This window comes from Sediminicola luteus (genome assembly GCF_040566555.1).
Classification (GTDB): domain Bacteria; phylum Bacteroidota; class Bacteroidia; order Flavobacteriales; family Flavobacteriaceae; genus Sediminicola.
On sequence record NZ_JBEWYP010000001.1, the window covers coordinates 35,832 to 52,737 of the forward strand.

The 16,906-nt window shown below is 39.7% G+C and carries 14 protein-coding genes and 1 riboswitch; of the genes, 8 read left to right on the forward strand and 6 right to left on the reverse strand.

From position 1 onward, the window contains the following. Positions 1 to 36: 36 nt before the first annotated feature. Together ABXZ32_RS00190 and ABXZ32_RS00195 are read right to left on the reverse strand one after the other, a co-directional pair. Positions 37 to 1,098, reverse strand: a complete 1,062-nt coding sequence (locus ABXZ32_RS00190) for a DUF5074 domain-containing protein (RefSeq protein WP_354616678.1) — start codon at positions 1,096 to 1,098, stop codon at positions 37 to 39. A gap of 13 nt (positions 1,099 to 1,111) precedes the next feature. Then, complete coding sequence (locus tag ABXZ32_RS00195; RefSeq protein ID WP_354616679.1) at positions 1,112 to 2,953, reverse strand: TonB-dependent receptor plug domain-containing protein; 1,842 nt, start codon at positions 2,951 to 2,953, stop codon at positions 1,112 to 1,114. A gap of 33 nt (positions 2,954 to 2,986) precedes the next feature. After that, positions 2,987 to 3,226, reverse strand: a riboswitch (cobalamin riboswitch). A 189-nt stretch (positions 3,227 to 3,415) separates the two neighbouring features. Between ABXZ32_RS00195 and ABXZ32_RS00200 the strand changes: the two genes are divergently transcribed. From ABXZ32_RS00200 to ABXZ32_RS00225, 6 genes are all read left to right on the forward strand, one after another. Next, positions 3,416 to 4,561 (forward strand): ABC transporter substrate-binding protein, encoded by a 1,146-nt coding sequence (locus ABXZ32_RS00200; protein WP_354616680.1) that lies wholly within the window; start codon positions 3,416 to 3,418, stop codon positions 4,559 to 4,561. Next, complete coding sequence (locus ABXZ32_RS00205; protein WP_354616681.1) at positions 4,562 to 5,593, forward strand: FecCD family ABC transporter permease; 1,032 nt, start codon at positions 4,562 to 4,564, stop codon at positions 5,591 to 5,593. It abuts the gene before it with no gap. 33 nt (positions 5,594 to 5,626) lie between these two features. Then, on the forward strand, positions 5,627 to 6,421 hold the full coding sequence (locus ABXZ32_RS00210; protein ID WP_354617296.1) for an ABC transporter ATP-binding protein: 795 nt from the start codon (positions 5,627 to 5,629) through the stop codon (positions 6,419 to 6,421). 63 nt (positions 6,422 to 6,484) lie between these two features. Further along, positions 6,485 to 7,843 (forward strand): DNA recombination protein RmuC, encoded by a 1,359-nt coding sequence (rmuC, locus tag ABXZ32_RS00215; RefSeq protein WP_354616682.1) that lies wholly within the window; start codon positions 6,485 to 6,487, stop codon positions 7,841 to 7,843. After that, positions 7,840 to 8,205, forward strand: a complete 366-nt coding sequence (locus ABXZ32_RS00220) for a hypothetical protein (protein WP_062054703.1) — start codon at positions 7,840 to 7,842, stop codon at positions 8,203 to 8,205. The genes rmuC and ABXZ32_RS00220 overlap by 4 nt, the downstream gene beginning before the upstream one ends. A 6-nt stretch (positions 8,206 to 8,211) precedes the next feature. Continuing rightward, positions 8,212 to 8,757, forward strand: a complete 546-nt coding sequence (locus ABXZ32_RS00225; RefSeq protein WP_354616683.1) for an acyl-CoA thioesterase — start codon at positions 8,212 to 8,214, stop codon at positions 8,755 to 8,757. Here ABXZ32_RS00225 and pgl read toward each other — a convergent pair. Continuing rightward, positions 8,738 to 9,463, reverse strand: a complete 726-nt coding sequence (gene pgl / locus ABXZ32_RS00230; RefSeq protein ID WP_354616684.1) for a 6-phosphogluconolactonase — start codon at positions 9,461 to 9,463, stop codon at positions 8,738 to 8,740. The genes ABXZ32_RS00225 and pgl overlap by 20 nt on opposite strands. A 9-nt stretch (positions 9,464 to 9,472) precedes the next feature. Next, positions 9,473 to 11,005: a glucose-6-phosphate dehydrogenase gene (gene zwf / locus ABXZ32_RS00235; protein WP_354616685.1), complete on the reverse strand. Its 1,533-nt coding sequence runs from the start codon at positions 11,003 to 11,005 to the stop codon at positions 9,473 to 9,475. Positions 11,006 to 11,236: 231 nt separating this feature from the next. On the opposite strand from zwf, the gene gndA reads away from it, so the two are divergent. Then, a complete protein-coding gene (gene gndA, locus ABXZ32_RS00240; protein WP_354616686.1) occupies positions 11,237 to 12,649 on the forward strand; it encodes an NADP-dependent phosphogluconate dehydrogenase in 1,413 nt (470 codons plus the stop codon). 98 nt (positions 12,650 to 12,747) lie between these two features. Here the strand turns inward: gndA and carB are convergent, their stop codons facing one another. After that, on the reverse strand, positions 12,748 to 15,600 hold the full coding sequence (gene carB, locus ABXZ32_RS00245; protein WP_354616687.1) for a carbamoyl-phosphate synthase large subunit: 2,853 nt from the start codon (positions 15,598 to 15,600) through the stop codon (positions 12,748 to 12,750). Positions 15,601 to 15,693: 93 nt separating this feature from the next. Beyond that, positions 15,694 to 15,861 carry a 50S ribosomal protein L34 gene (rpmH, locus tag ABXZ32_RS00250; protein WP_062054716.1) on the reverse strand — a complete coding sequence of 56 codons (168 nt, stop codon included), beginning with the start codon at positions 15,859 to 15,861 and terminating at the stop codon, positions 15,694 to 15,696. Between the two features lie 157 nt (positions 15,862 to 16,018). Here rpmH and ABXZ32_RS00255 point away from each other — a divergent pair, with 157 nt between their 5' ends. Continuing rightward, positions 16,019 to 16,903, forward strand: coding sequence for a DUF6263 family protein (locus ABXZ32_RS00255; protein ID WP_354616688.1), 885 nt, complete (start codon positions 16,019 to 16,021; stop codon positions 16,901 to 16,903). Positions 16,904 to 16,906 lie beyond the last annotated feature (3 nt).

Genomic DNA, 16,906 nt, shown 5'->3' on the forward strand with positions numbered 1-16,906 from the left:
ATAACCAAGCCCTTTTTTTGTGTGCCGATAGTACGTTTAATTAAAGTAAATTCCTCCTGGAATGATCCCTGTATTTAGTGTTTTAATGGCACTGTTACTAGATAAGTCATATACAGTCAAAGTTCCCTGACTAGCAAAATCCTTGGCATCTGTCCCATAAAGCTTCCCATCGCCAACAGCCATAGTGTAGAAAGAAACTCCTCCAAATTTTGGACCAGAAGGTAAAGTAGTATCAGAAGAGTTCATTTTGTAGATAGCTCCATTTAATTGAAAGTACAAATCAACACCATCCGTGCATAAAAGTCCAGGATGATCTGTGGATTGGAATTCCCATGTGTTTACGATTGAATTAGAAGCGGAATTTATCTTTGTGAGTATCCCTGCCGTTTCATTATTGGTATAACTGGGATTTCCTCCAGAGAGCACCCATAAGTTGCCCTGGGTATCCAAGACAAGGGAATTTGGCACATCCCCGACAGTTAAGGTTTCCAAAATGGCATTGCTATTGGCATCTATTACAGTGATCTTATTGTTTTGGCCATAGGCGCCCTGATGCGCTACATAAATGGTGTTGTCCTGTACTACAATATCCTCTGGCCCCAAGACAACGGGAATGGTCCCCTCAACGGTGAAGTTTTGCAAATTGATAATCGCAACATAATCGTCTGTCTCATCAAACGGATCGCCCCAATTGGTTACATATCCAGTATTGTTTGCTGAGGCAAAATACCTGGGATTATCCAATCCTTCAGTAATACTACCCAATTTTTCGAAGGTGTACCTATTAACAACAGTTATCTTATTGGAATTATTGGCAACGATATAAGCTTGGTCCCTATCAAATCCGATAGACTGGACAATGTTACCCAAATCCTCTCCGTTCACCTTATTATACAAGGAGCTTTCTGTAATGGTTAGGTCATTGGAAATAAAAGTTACCGTTCCTGTTCCATTTCCAAATGGACCCTCATTGGACACCAAAATTCCACTTTCATAGGCCCCTAAAGGTTCTTGTGGTGTTTCAGAATCATCATTACTGCAGGACCCCATTAAAAGGCCAAGCATTAAAATAGCTGTTAAAATTGATGTGCTTTTCATTGTTCTTGATTGTTTAAAATTTAGTTATGAATTGAAGGTTGAAATTTCTATTGGGCATAGGTCTATAAGCCACATTTTGATAATTTTCATTAAAAATGTTGTTGACCTTTAGTCCTATGGTGCATTTTATCTTATTTGAAAGTGGAAAATTACGCTCCAAACCAATATTGGATACGTGATATCCAGGGAGCTTTTCACTGTTATCCGTTGTGATAAATACAGGTCCGTTGTACAACCACTGATAGTAAAAATCCCAGCTCTTAAACTGATATGCGAAGTTGGAAGTGAATTGGTGTTCTGGCACATAGATCAATTGGTTCTTGGTTTCTTTATCCACGGATTTGGTATAGGCATACATATTTTTCAAACGAAATTGGTGCTTGCCCAAAGTCTTTTGTAATTCCAGTTCCAACTCTGCCCCGTATTGCTCCGCTTCCTTTACATTTCTTGGACTAAAAACCCCAGAATTATCTGGCCTCCATTGTATCAGGTTTTCAGAAGCGATATAAAATGCAGTCAGATTGAACCTAAATCCTTTCCCATTAATGTTCTGCCCTAGTTCTGCCTGCTTTGAAGTTTCTGGAATTAGGTCTTTGTTCCCTATGGCGCCTGCACCAGACCAATACAGATCGTTGAAGGTGGGAATCCTATAATTTTTGGAAGCATTAAAGTTGATAACATACCCATCGGATACTTGATACTTGCTATCAAAGGACACTAACAAGGGGCTCTGATAATCTGTCACCAGTTCTTGTCTAATGTTGAGTCCGTAATTGAATGTGTTCGATACGTCATGGGTAAACATAAAAGTACCCGTGGCTTGGTTTCTTGTTGCATTTTCTATACTGCTGCCTTCCGCAACTATGGTACTTAACTCCCCGATACCATTCAAAGTAATGCTGCCCAATTTGTATTTGGCATCATAGTTCAGAATATAGGAGTTGGTGCGACCAAAAGTAAATTCTGGCCTTTCCTTATTGAAGTAATACCGATATCTTTCGTACAGGTGTGCGAACTTAAGACGTTGTACCTTGGTTTCATTAAACTGGCTCCATTCCACCAAGGAACGTGCGGTAACATCCCTATAATTATCATTGGATGGAGCAGTCAACGTCCCTGAGAAGTTCCGGTTACCATAAAATGCTGTGTGATAAAACTTTAATAATTGGGAGGTGGAAATTAAATACCCAAGCGATGCATTTATATTTAGAGTATTAAAAGCTCCATTTTCATTTTTTCTATCCGTACCCAAATACTTATAGTCATTATCGGATTGGTTGTAATTAACACCAAAATTCAAAGAAACCTTGGAGGAACCATATGCAGTTCTGTAATCCATCCTTTTGGTATTAAAACTCCCATACCCCAATTGCAGGGTATTGTAATAATGTTCTTCGAACAAAAAGGAGTCATTCAGCAAAATACTGCCCCCAATAGCTCCACTTCCATATTGAACACTTCCCCCTCCACTTCTAATGGACACTGAATTATAATTTTGTGGAATTATGGTATTGAAATCGGTCTGCCCCGTCAATTGGGAATTGATATTAATGCCGTTCCAGATAACCGCCGTTTGAGAGGCGTTGGTGCCCCTAAAGGAAGCCGAGGAGACCATACCAAAGCCATTTTCCTTGAAGTATATATTGGAATTGAATTGTAGAAGATTGGTCAGGGTAGAACCGCTTCTATTTATGGTGGAATCGGTAAGGACTTCGACCTTTAGCCCTTTTGAAAAATGTTTTAATTTGGCATCGCTCAAAATCACCTCGTCCAGCGTGATAATACTGTCCTGTTGGGCCGTACCTATCGAAAAGCACAGGAGTGATAAAATTAATAGTAGCTGCTTTGTTTTCATATCAATGAAGACCCTTTGCCCGAAAGTCTTTTCATTTTAGTTATGAATCTGGCAGGTCTCCTGACTTGCGTCTTACTACATACCTTCCCATTTATGAAACTTATCTTTTAGACAAGTGCTGAAAATGTATCAGCATAAACAGTGGTTTTTGAAGATGTAGTAAGCACCCAATTACTAGGGCAAAGCTTACAGTTGCGGGAACAGCTTCGGAATTTCACCGAATTCCCTTTTAATCCTATTGAAACAATAGAAACCAAAATTCGGTTCGAAATTAAGTCTTTTTTATAAAAATCACCCCTTTTATGTTTAGGATTCTTAATTACCGATTTTCCATTGGTTACAAAAATCAGAATGTTTTGATCAGGTTGCTATGACGGTTCCCTGTATTTTATAGTCTGTGGTTTGAAATTTCATTCAAGAATTAAATGCTACTTTTGCCCATAGACCAAAATCATTATTTTTTTGAAAACTCTTCGCTGTCTACTATTACTATTGGTTTTTTGGTCCTGTAAACAGGAACCCAAAGAAAAACTCCCATTATCCATACCTTCTGAAGTCGTTGCTATTGCCCACGCAAAAGGCTTCGCCATCAACAAATCCTCTGAAGGAATAACCACCATTAAAATAACGTCCCCTTGGCCTAATGCCGAAGCTGCGTTTACCTATGCTTTGATTCCAAGAGAAAAACTAGCTTATATTACCCTGAACAAGGATGAATATGACGCCATAATTGCAACCCCCATTGAAAAAATTGTGGTGACATCCACCACCCATATTCCAGCCTTGGAGGCACTGGGAGTGGAAAACACCCTAATTGGTTTTCCCAATACAGAATATATTTCATCGGAAAAGACAAGAAACCGAATTGCAAAAAATCAAGTGCAGGAATTGGGCAACAATGAAGTTATCAATACAGAAATGGTAATAGCCCTGCAACCAGATGTGGTGGTAGGCTTCAGTATAGACAACCGCAACAAAGCATACAGCACCATACAAAATTCCAACATCCCTGTAGTTTACAATGGGGACTGGACAGAAGAAACCCCTTTGGGAAAAGCGGAGTGGATCAAATTTTTCGCACCTTTCTACCATCTTGAAAAAAAGGCGGATTCGATCTTTGCTGCCATTAAGACAAATTACGACCAAGCCAAAATATTGGCGCTGAAGGCCAAAGTTAAACCCAGCGTATTAAGTGGGGCACTTTACAAAGATGTTTGGTATTTGCCAGGAGGAAAAAGTTGGGCTTCCAATTTTATTTCTGATGCCAATGCCGATTATTTATGGAAAGGTTCAGCCGAAACTGGTAGTTTATCCCTAAGTCTGGAAAGTGTTCTGGATACAGCAAAAGAGGCTGATTTTTGGATTTCCCCTTCCCAATACACTTCCTATAACCAATTGGAGGACGGAAACAGACATTACACCCAATTTAAGGCATTCAAAGATCGTAAGATCTACACATTTGCCAACACTACTGGAGCAACAGGGGGTCTCCTATATTACGAGTTGGCACCAAACAGGCCAGATTTGGTCTTAAAAGATCTCATCCATATCTTCCATCCAGAATTATTACCGGGTTATAAACCTTTCTTTTTTAAACCCCTGGAATAAATGCAGTCACCAAAAACATATAAAGTACCATTTACCTTATTGCTCACGGTGTTGATCCTAAGCTTTTTTGTAAATATCAGTTTGGGATCTGTGGCCATTCCTTTAATGGATACCCTAAAATCCATTTTTAATGAGCCAGTTACCAATGAGGCATGGAGTTACATTATTTGGAACTATAGAATTCCAAAAGCATTGACTGCAGTGTTGGTGGGAAGTGGACTTGCCCTAAGTGGCTTGCTTATGCAGACCCTCTTCCGCAATCCTTTGGCCGGACCTTTTGTATTGGGCATTAGCTCCGGTGCAAGTTTGGGCGCTGCCTTGCTCATCATGGGTTCTTCCCTATTCACTGGCTTATTTTCCTTTGGTCTGGTCAATGATGTTTCTTTGGCCATCGTGTCGAGCATTGGTAGTTTTTTAGTGCTTTTGGCTGTAATGGCTGTTGCTTCTAAAGTAAAGGATACCATGGCTCTATTAATTATTGGACTAATGTTCGGCAGCATCACCGCAGCAGTAGTTAGCGTTTTGTCCTATTTTACCAATGCTGAAAAACTACAGCAGTATATTTATTGGTCTTTTGGTAGCCTAGGGAACCTCTCTTGGTCACAAGTAGGGCTTCTGTTCGTAATACTTGCTGTTGGTGTCCTTCTGAGTATTGTGGCAATTAAATCTTTAAATGCCATGCTTTTGGGAGAAAACTATGCCCGTAGCCTAGGGGTGGACATAATAAAGAAGAGGTTTTTAATTATCCTTGCAACGGGATTGCTAGCTGGAGGAATTACCGCATTTGCCGGTCCCATTGCATTTGTGGGGCTTGCAGTACCTCATTTGACAAGGCAAATATTTAATACCACTGACCATAAAATATTGGTTCCTGCCGTAGTTTTATATGGCGCTATCTTAATGCTGGTCTGTGATACCATTGCACAATTACCAACCTCAGCCAATGTACTACCAATTAACGCGATAACTTCCATTATTGGTGCCCCCGTGATCATCTGGTTATTGGTAAGAAAAAGAAATATGGTATTTTAAGTAGAAAACTATAAACAATAAAAATCTCATAATATCAACACTATAGATCCACATATCGCCATTAGCACCAAAGACCTTACGATTGGTTATCAAAATAAAAAGGAAAGGATTAGTATCGCCAAGGATGTTATCTTTTCTCTACAACAAGGAGAATTGACTGCTATAGTAGGTATCAATGGCATTGGAAAATCAACCCTTCTTCGCACCATAGGAAGAGTGCAACCCAAATTGGCAGGGGAAATCCTCTTGGATGGTAATGAATTGGAATCCTATGACCCTTTGGCATTGGCCTCAAAGATTAGTGTGGTCCTAACAGAGCCCATAGCCTCCAAAAACCTCACCGTTTTGGAACTTATTAGTCTGGGAAGACAGCCATATACCAATTGGATAGGTACTTTGACCAATCTGGATAAAGAAAAAATAGTAAAGGCCATAAATATGGTCCAAATAGAAGATCTACAGCATAAAAAATGTTACGAGCTGAGTGATGGGCAACTCCAAAAAGTCATGATTGCTAGGGCCTTGGCCCAGGACACAAACATCATGTTATTAGACGAGCCCACCTCCCATTTAGATCTTTACCACAAGGTTCATATCTTGAAATTATTACGAGAGATAGCACATGAGACCAAAAAGACTATCCTCTTCACTACCCATGAAATTGAAATTGCCATTCAATTGTGCGACAAAATGTTGATCATGGAAAAAGAACGGAGCAGTTTTGGGGAACCTTGCGAACTCATTGCCAACAAAAGTTTTGAAAATTTATTCCCTTCGGACACCATCACTTTTGATAGTCAATCTGGATCGTTCAAAGTTAAAAAGTAAGAACCTCCTTGAGTGGTAATTTGAGATCAATCCTTTATCTTTACCTCTGAGAACTTATTATCAATGGACGGATCGATTACCTACATCATTATAGGAATATTATTTTTGGGCCTTGGCTTTTTTCTAGGCCATTACATTCAAAATTTAAAAACCAAATCAGGCCAAAGTGCCCTAGTGGAGCGGGAGCAACAATTGCGCTTAAACCTCTCCTCTTTGGAAGAAAAACTACAGCTTACTTATGAGGAAAAGAACCAACTGCGTTCAGAAAAGGAGCAATTGGGCAACCAAATAACACGATACCAGGCAGATCTGGAGAATTTGGAACTAAAAAATAGGGAGCAAAAACAAGAAGTGGAAAAGCTCCAGGAAAAATTTACCAAGGAGTTCGAAAATTTGGCCAATAAAATTTTGGATGAAAAGAGTACCAAGTTTACTGAACAGAACAGGGAGAATATTAAAAATATCCTCATCCCACTACAGGAAAAGATCTTGCTTTTTGAAAAAAAGGTAGATGACAGCCAAAAAGAAAGCGTGGGGATGCACTCAGCTTTAAAGGAACAACTGGCCAATCTACAAACGCAGAACCTTAAAATTACCCAGGAAGCGGAAAACCTCACCAAAGCCTTAAAAGGTGACAGCAAAATGCAGGGAAATTGGGGCGAATTGGTATTGGAACGTGTATTGGAAAAATCGGGCTTGGAAAAGGATCGTGAATATACGGTACAACAAAGTTTCACCAGAGAGGATGGGAGTCGAGTCCTTCCTGATGTTATTATCAATCTCCCCGATGGTAAAAAAATGATCGTGGATTCCAAAGTATCCCTAACGGATTATGAGCGATATGTGAATGCGGAAGACGATTTGCGTGATAAGTTCCTCAAAGACCATGTTAATTCCCTGCGCAGGCATGTTGATCAATTATCCGCTAAAAAATATGAGGATCTTTACGAAATGGAGAGTCCAGATTTTGTGTTGATGTTTGTGCCTATAGAACCCGCATTTGCCATAGCCATCAATAACGACAATTCTTTATACAATAAGGCCTTTGAACAAAATATTATCATTGTGACCCCTTCTACCCTATTGGCCACTTTAAGGACCATAGACAGTATGTGGAACAATGAAAAACAACAGCGTAATGCCATTGAAATTGCCCGCCAGGCCGGGGCGCTTTATGATAAGTTTGAGGGCTTTGTTACCGATCTTACCAAGGTTGGTAAAAAAATGGATGAAGCCAAACAGGAATACAAAGGAGCCATGAACAAATTGATAGATGGCAGGGGAAATATCATTACCAGTATTGAAAAATTAAAAAAGATGGGGGCAAAAGCTAAAAAATCAATCCCCGCATCATTATTGAAACGTGCAAAAGAAGACGATCTTGAGGACGATTTTGAGGAAGAACCTAAACTTGAACTATGAAAAAATTTCTGATTATCAGTGTTGTGGCCATAATAGCCCTTTTTTCCATGTATTATGCCTTTGTCTATTATGTCCCCTATAGTGATGGCGTACGTTCCGGAGAACTCATAAAAATTAGCCACAAAGGGGTTTTGATCAAAACTTGGGAAGGCGAAATTAGTCAGGGTATCTCAGGGGCACAGATCTTTACCTTTTCGGTACTGGACAAAGATCAGGAGGTAATAGATAAGCTTCAGGAATATCAGGGCCAGTATGTTAAGGTGAATTATGTTGAACGGTACAAAACCTTTGCATGGTTGGGCGACACCAGATATTTTATCACGGATGTAAAACCAGAACGTTCACCACACTTTAGAAACTAACCACCCATGGAAAAATTTAAGACATCTAAAGAGACCCGCATATCTTTAACAGAGTTAATGCTTCCGGCTCATTCTAATTTTGGAGGAAAAATACACGGGGGATATATCCTAAATCTAATGGATCAGATTGCATTTGCCTGTGCTTCCAAACATTCACGGAGCTATTGCGTAACAGCATCGGTCAATAAGGTAGATTTTTTGAACCCAATAGAAGTGGGCGAATTGGTAACCTTAAAAGCCTCCATTAACTATACGGGGCGCACTTCTATGGTGGTGGGTGTCCGGGTTGAATCTGAAAATATAACCACAGGGGAGCTCAAGCATTGTAATTCTTCCTATTTTACAATGGTTGCCAAAGATGCCAACGGGAAGAACATTCCAATCCCTGGCCTTCTATTAACGGACAAACAAGGGGTAAGACGCTTTGCGCGAAGTATCCAACGAAAAAATGAATCTACCTTAAGAAGTTCCAGGTTTACCTCCTCTAAATTTCAAGTAGAGGAATATCTTGAAGCTTTAAAGACCGAAAATGTTAGTCTCCAACTGACATAAGTCCCTTGGCAGCATCTGAATCTAAAAACCAGATCAACTGTCCTGATGTTGGGGCAACCAAAGTAGCTGGGTAGTTAGCATAATCCCCTTCTTTCTTCATAATTTCTTCCACCTTTTCGGCTTTTCCAGCTCCGGTCACCAGAAAGGCAACCTCTTTGGCATTGTTGATGATTTTCCCGGTAATGGTGATTCTTCTTTGTCCGGAATCTGGGTGAATAGCAACGGCACAATTGGCTTTGGCGTCCCACAGCTCAATTTCATGGGGAAAGATAGATGCGGTATGTCCGTCATCACCCATGCCCAATATCACTAAATCAAATTGAGGTGTTTTCTTGCGTTTTGGCAATTTATCATCCAACAGCTGGGCATATCTTTTTGCTTCCTGCGCTGGATCATCCTCTCCTTGAATGCGGTGGATATTGGCTGCAGGGATACTGATTTTTTCAAACAAATGATTTAAGGTCATTTTATAATTGCTCTCCTCGTGTGTTGGTGGTACGCAACGTTCATCCCCCCAATAAAAATGCACATTATCCCAATTTATGTCTGTTCCATATTCTGAGGCAAGCATGTCAAAGACAATTTTTGGAGTGCTCCCGCCAGATAAGGCAATATGTACCTCTTCTTTAGAATCTGTAATTTTGACCAAGTATTCCGAAAAACGCTTGGCTACTTCTTCTTTGCTTGTATATATCTTAAGTTCCATTGTATTTTTTTAACTGATTACACAAAAGCCCGGATCGTCTGCCATATGTTCCCCTGGATTCCTCCATCCCATGCTGCCTTCAATTAGGTCATCCCCATTTTTGGGACCCCAAACTCCAGCTGAATACCCATAGGTCCGCACATCAGTGCCCTTCTCCCAATAATTGAGAATGGGATCCACAAAACTCCATGCCGCTTCCACTTCGTCCGCTCTTGCATATAAGGTGGCATCACCTTGCATGGCGTCCAATAATAAGCGCTCATAGGCTTCCATTACATTGATTTCAGATAGACTGGAATAGTAAAAATCCAAATTTGCACGCTCTACCTTAAAGCCTTGACCTGGTACTTTTACTCCAAATTTGATCATTATTCCCTCATCGGGCTGAATACGGATAATTAATTTATTATCCTTGTTGTTCATATCGGAGTTCTTGAATATTTGATGATGGGGAGATTCGAAGTGAATCACAACTTCTGTAACCTTAGTGGGCATTCTTTTGGCAGTACGCACGTAAAAAGGAACATCTTTCCAACGCCAGTTATCCACATAAAATTTAATGGCCGCATAAGTTTCCGTCATGGACTGTGGATGAACATCGTCCTCTTCCCTATATCCCTTTACATGCTTACCATCAATTTCAGAGGCAAGGTATTGGCCCCTGATGGTATTCTTTTCCAAAGTCTTTTTATTCTTCATGATCCGCAAGGACTTCAAGGCCTTTACTTTTTCATTTCTTATTTCCTCTGCACTGGCATCTATGGGCGGCTCCATGACAATAAAGGAGATGATTTGTAACAAATGGTTCTGGAACATATCCCGTAAGGCTCCTGACTTGTCATAATAGCCGCCTCGTTTTTCTACCCCCACGCTTTCTGCATTGGTAATTTCTACGTGGTGTATATAGTTCCTATTCCAAAGTGGTTCAAAAATACTATTGGAAAAACGGGTCACCAATAAATTTTGCACCGTTTCCTTTCCTAAATAATGGTCTATCCTATAGATCTGGGATTCATTAAAGTACTTTTGCAGTCCTTTATTCAATTCTTTGGCCGTATCCAGGCTATATCCAAAAGGCTTTTCTACTATGAGTCTTTTCCAACCTTTGGTCTCATCATTTAATCCTTGATCCGACAGGTTTTTTGCAATAACCTCGTATAAATTGGGAGGTGTGGAAAAGTAAAATATGAAATTGTCTTCTGTATTATACTTTTCATTTAAAGCCTTGATACGTTTGGAAATACTAGAATAATCCGTGTCGTATTCCTGTCCCAAATCTTCGTAGAACAATTTATCGGAAAAGGCTTTTATGAAATCTTCATGTCCTGCTTTAACCCTATCTTTTAAATAACTGCTTTCATGGACTACTTTTTGCCGGAACTCTTCGTCGGACATATTGCTTCTACTTGCACCTAGAACTATAAAATTTTCTGGAAGATGTTTTCCTTTGTATAAGTTAAAAATTGCCGGGACCAACTTTCGGGCAGTTAGATCTCCTGAGGCGCCAAAAATCACCAACATTTGATTTGCAGTCTTATTCATATTCTATAGCAATTGCATTGGAATTTATCCATTTATATAACAAAATCAGCCTAAATAGATACATTGGGAGTTTCAAAAAAAACTATAGGCCCAAAAGTCGATATTTTAAATTAATTTTGAAATCGTTCTAGTTGGGCGCTAAGATAAAACTTATTTAAGTTATACAATTTACATCGTAAATTACTTAACATATCAATAGTGAATTCAATTAATTCACAACAATAACAAATTATGGAGAAAACTACATACGATTTTGGGCTTATAGGTCTAGGGGTCATGGGACGTAACTTTATACTGAATGTGGCCGATAATGATTTTTCTGCTTTTGGATATGATTTAGATCAAGAGAAAGTAGATGCCCTTATTGAAGAAGGTGGCAATCCCAAGAGGGTCAATGCTTCAACGGATCTAAAAACCTTTGTTCAGTCTTTGGCCAAACCTAGAAAAATAATGCTCTTGGTCCCTGCAGGCAAGATTGTGGATGCGGTTATAGAAAATCTGTTGCCAGAAATAGACAAGGACGATCTTATTATTGATGGTGGAAACTCATTCTTTACCGATACGGACCGAAGAGAGGCCTATTTAAAGGAAAAAGGAATCCATTTTTTTGGTTCTGGTGTATCAGGTGGCGCAAAAGGTGCCAGAAAAGGCCCAAGCATCATGCCAGGAGGTAATAAAGAGGCATATAAGGAAGTACAACCCATATTTGAAGCTGTATCCGCAAAATTCAACGGGGAGCCCTGTGTTGCCTATTTAGGACCAAAATCTGCTGGTAACTATGTAAAGATGGTCCACAATGGTATTGAATACGGATTAATGCAACTGACCTCGGAAATCTATGATTTACTAAAAAAGGCAGGCGGATTTAACAATGATGAACTACATACCATTTTCAATGAATGGAACCAGGGAAGGTTACAATCTTTCCTAATTGAAATAACAGCTGAGATCTTTGCCCAAAAAGACGATAAGGGCACGGGAGCCTTGGTGGACAAAATTCTGGACAAGGCAAAGCAAAAGGGAACCGGAAAATGGACCTCGCAAAATGCCATGGATCTTGGTATTCCAGTTCCATCCATTGATATTGCCGTTAGTATGCGAGAGATTTCTGCCTTGAAAGAGGAACGCGTATTGGCAGATTCGCTTTATGGACGACCAGAGCCCAAGACCATTGATAAAAAAGAACTGGTTAAAATGGCGGAAGCTGCATTGTATTTTGCTTTTATCAATACCTACGCCCAAGGATTGCACCAATTGAAAGATGCCTCCAAGGAATACGGGTATGAGCTGGACCTGTCTGTAATAGCTAAAATATGGAGAGCGGGCTGCATTATTAGGGCCGCGATGTTAGAAGATATTTCATCTGCCTATTCATCAGACAAAGAACTACCTAATTTATTGCTGGCACCGGCCTTTGTTGAAAAGGTTAAGGGTACCGTTGCTTCAGCCAGACAAGTTGTGGCCTATGCGGCAACAAGTGGAATACCATTACCGGGATTGTCCAACTCATTGACCTATTTTGACGCCTATACCTCAAGCAGGTTGCCGTTGAACCTAATACAGGCACAACGGGATCATTTTGGTTCCCACACCTACGAAAGGAATGATATGGAAGGGATTTTCCATACCGAATGGGGCTCTTAATATAGCACCTAACAAATAGAAAGCCCTGTAAGATATCTTACAGGGCTTTTTTTATGCTTCAAACAAATCCCCTTGTCTAGGTAGATTTGATCGGAATATTACTTGCTCAAGTACATTTTACGTCTGTGGTAAAGGTTGTAGAACTCATCATCCTTTAGGTTATCTATGAATAAAATGCTCTCTCCTGTACTTTTCATTTCTGGACCCAAATTTTTATTTACGTTCGGGAACTTATCAAAAGAGAATACCGGTTGTTTGATCGCGAAACCTTCCAATTGCGGATTGAATTTGAAATCTTTAACCTTTTTCTCCCCTAGCATCACCTTGGTGGCGTAGTTCACATAAGGTTCCTTATAGGCCTTCGCAATGAACGGAACGGTTCGGGAAGCCCTTGGATTTGCCTCGATAATGTATACTACATCATCCTTGATGGCAAATTGAATATTGATAAGACCTACCGTATTTAAGGCTAGGGCAATCTTCTTTGTGTGATCCTTGATCTGCTGCATTACAAACTCCCCTAAGTTAAAAGGAGGCAAGGTTGCATTAGAATCACCTGAATGGATACCACATGGCTCTATATGCTCCATGATCCCTATAATATACACATCCTCCCCATCACAAATGGCATCTGCTTCAGCTTCTATAGCTCCGTCTAAATAATGGTCCAATAAAAGCTTATTATTTGGGATAGATCTTAAAAGACCTACCACATGGGATTCTAATTCTTCTTTGTTGATGACAATTTTCATGCCTTGTCCACCCAGTACATAAGATGGTCTTACCAAAAGTGGAAAGTTTAACTTATCTGATAATTCCAGTGCTTCTTGAGCTGTTTCTGCTACACCAAATTCTGGAAATGGAATATTGTTTTCCTGTAACAACCTGGAGAAACTTCCTCTATCTTCAGCTAAATCCAAAGATTTAAAGCTAGTACCTATAATCTTTATACCGTATTTATCCAGTTTTTCGGCCAATTTTAATGCGGTCTGCCCTCCTAACTGAACAATAACACCTTCTGGTTTTTCGTGTCGGATAATGTCATAGATATGCTCCCAAAATACAGGCTCGAAGTATAGTTTATCGGCCGTATCGAAATCCGTGGATACCGTTTCTGGGTTACAGTTGATCATAATGGTCTCGTAGCCACATTCAGCCGCTGCTAAAACCCCATGGACACAACAGTAATCAAATTCTATTCCCTGGCCAATTCTATTTGGTCCGGAGCCCAGAACAACAATTTTTTTCTTATCGGTAACAATACTGTCGTTCTCCACATACCTTTTCCCGTCTGCGGTTTCTATTTCTTCCTCAAAGGTAGAATAGTAGTATGGTGTCATGGCCTTAAACTCTGCAGCACACGTATCCACCAATTTATATACCCTGTTGATCCCTAAGGAAGATCTTTTGTTATAGACCTCGCTCTCATAACAATCTACCATATGTGCAATTTGTCTATCTGCAAAACCTTTTTGTTTCGCTTCCAACAACAACTCTCTTGGCAAAGATTCTATGGTATACTTCTCGATTTCTTTTTCCAAGAAATTCAATTCTTCATATTGTCGCAAGAACCACATGTCTATCTTGGTAATCTCATGAATTCTGCTCAAGGGAATCCCCAATTGTATGGCATCATAAATAACGAAGACACGGTCCCAACTAGGAATTGTCAACTTACTGATGATCTGGTCGTAATCTTTATATCCTTTCCCATCGGCCCCCAGTCCATTTCTTTTGATCTCTAGGGATTGTGTGGCCTTGTGTAATGCTTCCTGGAACGATCTTCCAATCCCCATTACTTCACCTACCGATTTCATTTGAAGTCCCAATGTTCTATCTGACCCTTCAAACTTATCAAAGTTCCATCTAGGAATTTTTACGATCACATAATCCAAGGTAGGCTCAAATAAAGCAGATGTGGATTTAGTGATTTGGTTATCCAATTCATCCAAGTTGTAGCCCATTGCCAATTTAGTAGCTATTTTGGCAATTGGATATCCTGTGGCTTTAGATGCCAAGGCTGAGGAACGGGAAACCCTTGGATTTATCTCTATAGCAATTATGTCTTCTTTTTCATCCGGACTAACAGCAAACTGCACGTTACAACCTCCTGCGAAGTCACCTATACTACGCATCATCAAGATAGCCATATCACGCATTCTCTGATATGTTTTGTCAGAAAGAGTCATAGCCGGAGCTACGGTAATGGAGTCTCCTGTATGAATCCCCATAGGATCCATGTTTTCAATGGCACAGATAATAACAACATTATCATTCTTATCCCTAAGCAATTCCAATTCGTACTCTTTCCAACCCAAAAGAGCCTTATCTATCATTACCTCGTGGATAGGGGAAATTTCCAAACCACGACTCAACATCTCATCAAAATCCTCTTGTTTGTACACGATGGAAGCTCCTGCGCCTCCTAGGGTATAGGAAGCCCTGATTACCAGAGGAAAACCAAACTCCTGCGCAATTTCCTTCCCTTTAAGAAAAGAAGTGGCAGTGGCCTGAGGTGCCATACCTACCCCAATTTTCAACATCAGCTCACGGAACTTTTCGCGATCCTCTGTAATATTGATAGCATCGATGTCTACCCCTATAAGTTCAACTCCAAAATCTTCCCAGATACCTTTTTCATCTGCCTCGATACAAAGGTTCAAGGCCGTTTGTCCACCCATGGTTGGCAAGACAGCATCTATATTGGGATGCTTCTTCAGGATCTCAATTATTGACTTTGTATTTAAAGGCTTTAAATATATATGATCCGCCATGGATGGATCTGTCATGATAGTAGCTGGATTACTATTGATCAAAACAGTTTCTATTCCATCCTCACGTAGAGATCGTAAGGACTGTGATCCTGCATAATCAAATTCACACGCTTGTCCGATCACTATGGGACCAGAACCTATAATTAAAACTGATTTTAAATCTTTTCTTTTTGGCATTGGATATGGCGTTTAATCTAAATTTTAATAAACAAAAAAAAGGTGTTACTTATAAAAAGTAACACCTTGATATTTTTAATAACAATACAGTCATTATTTTTTATGTCTTGGCTCTGAAGAAACGCTTAGTTTTTTTCTACCCTTAGCTCTTCTTCTGGCAAGAACTTTTCTACCATTGGCTGATGCCATGCGTTCTCTAAAACCATGTTTGTTTCTTCTCTTACGCTTTGACGGCTGATATGTTCTTTTTTGTCCTGGCATTTTTAATACTTTTTGATGTTTTCAAAACCGCGGTTCTGTCCGCAAAATCTGGGCGCAAATATACGAAGAGTTTTCACTTTCACAAATCTAATTAAAAAAATATTTACGATTGTTTTTATTACTTTTGCGATCGATTATTCAGGAACCAATTTTTTACATGAGACATTTTCTCTCTTTTTTACTTTTCACCTTCTCTATCACTACTATTATCGGGCAAACCTCCCTTCAATATACGCTAAAAATTGGAGACGTTTTTCGGGTGAAACAGAATGCACACCAGACCATTATCCAAGAATTGGATGGTTCCTCCCATGAGATAATCAACCAAATGAACGGGCTATTGGAGTTTAAGGTTGTTGGAATAAAGGAAGAAAACTACATTATTAGCCTTACTTTTAAAGATTTGAATCTAAGGATGACTTCTAGCATTCAGGGCGAATTAATGAACGTAAAGGCAAAACAAGTGGTTCCAGGCGACATGCAATCCAGTATTTTCAATAGTATTCTTAATAGCCCCGTTAAAATGACCCTTGCAAAGAATGGGGACATCCTTGAGGTTAAAGGGGGTGATGCCTTGGTCACTAAAATGACTGCGGCGTCTGGATTAAAAGATGATTTTTCATTAAAATTGATGAAAAAATCATTACAACAAGAATTTGGATCAGAGGCCCTTTCCAATAGTTATAAGCAAATGACCTATATCTATCCTACCAAAAAAATAAAAGTGGGAGATACATGGCAGAATGAATATAGCGGCAAGTTGGCTGCGTCTACCGTCTGGACCTTAAAAGGGCTAACATCTAAAACGGCCACCATTGCCGGAAAGGCAGTAGTTACGATGAATGTTGTGGAACCTTCAAGCACCATGAACCTTACAGGGACACAGAATACAACGATTACTACCAACAGGACTACTGGATTTATTTCTAAAATGAATGTAGAGGGAGTATCCAAAGGGGCTTCCGTAATGGTCCAAATGAGCGATCAAAAGATACCAACAACAATAAAATCAAAAATTACCTACGAATTAATTAACGAATAAATC

Coding starts and splice junctions, on each gene's coding strand:
- ABXZ32_RS00220 (WP_062054703.1), top strand. CDS start 7,840: ATGAAAAAATTTCTGATTATCAGTGTTGTGGCCATAATAGCCCTTTTT.
- gndA (WP_354616686.1), top strand. CDS start 11,237: ATGGAGAAAACTACATACGATTTTGGGCTTATAGGTCTAGGGGTCATG.
- rpmH (WP_062054716.1), bottom strand. CDS start 15,861: ATGCCAGGACAAAAAAGAACATATCAGCCGTCAAAGCGTAAGAGAAGA.
- ABXZ32_RS00190 (WP_354616678.1), bottom strand. CDS start 1,098: ATGAAAAGCACATCAATTTTAACAGCTATTTTAATGCTTGGCCTTTTA.
- ABXZ32_RS00255 (WP_354616688.1), top strand. CDS start 16,019: ATGAGACATTTTCTCTCTTTTTTACTTTTCACCTTCTCTATCACTACT.
- ABXZ32_RS00205 (WP_354616681.1), top strand. CDS start 4,562: ATGCAGTCACCAAAAACATATAAAGTACCATTTACCTTATTGCTCACG.
- carB (WP_354616687.1), bottom strand. CDS start 15,600: ATGCCAAAAAGAAAAGATTTAAAATCAGTTTTAATTATAGGTTCTGGT.
- rmuC (WP_354616682.1), top strand. CDS start 6,485: ATGGACGGATCGATTACCTACATCATTATAGGAATATTATTTTTGGGC.
- pgl (WP_354616684.1), bottom strand. CDS start 9,463: ATGGAACTTAAGATATATACAAGCAAAGAAGAAGTAGCCAAGCGTTTT.
- zwf (WP_354616685.1), bottom strand. CDS start 11,005: ATGAATAAGACTGCAAATCAAATGTTGGTGATTTTTGGCGCCTCAGGA.
- ABXZ32_RS00225 (WP_354616683.1), top strand. CDS start 8,212: ATGGAAAAATTTAAGACATCTAAAGAGACCCGCATATCTTTAACAGAG.
- ABXZ32_RS00195 (WP_354616679.1), bottom strand. CDS start 2,953: ATGAAAACAAAGCAGCTACTATTAATTTTATCACTCCTGTGCTTTTCG.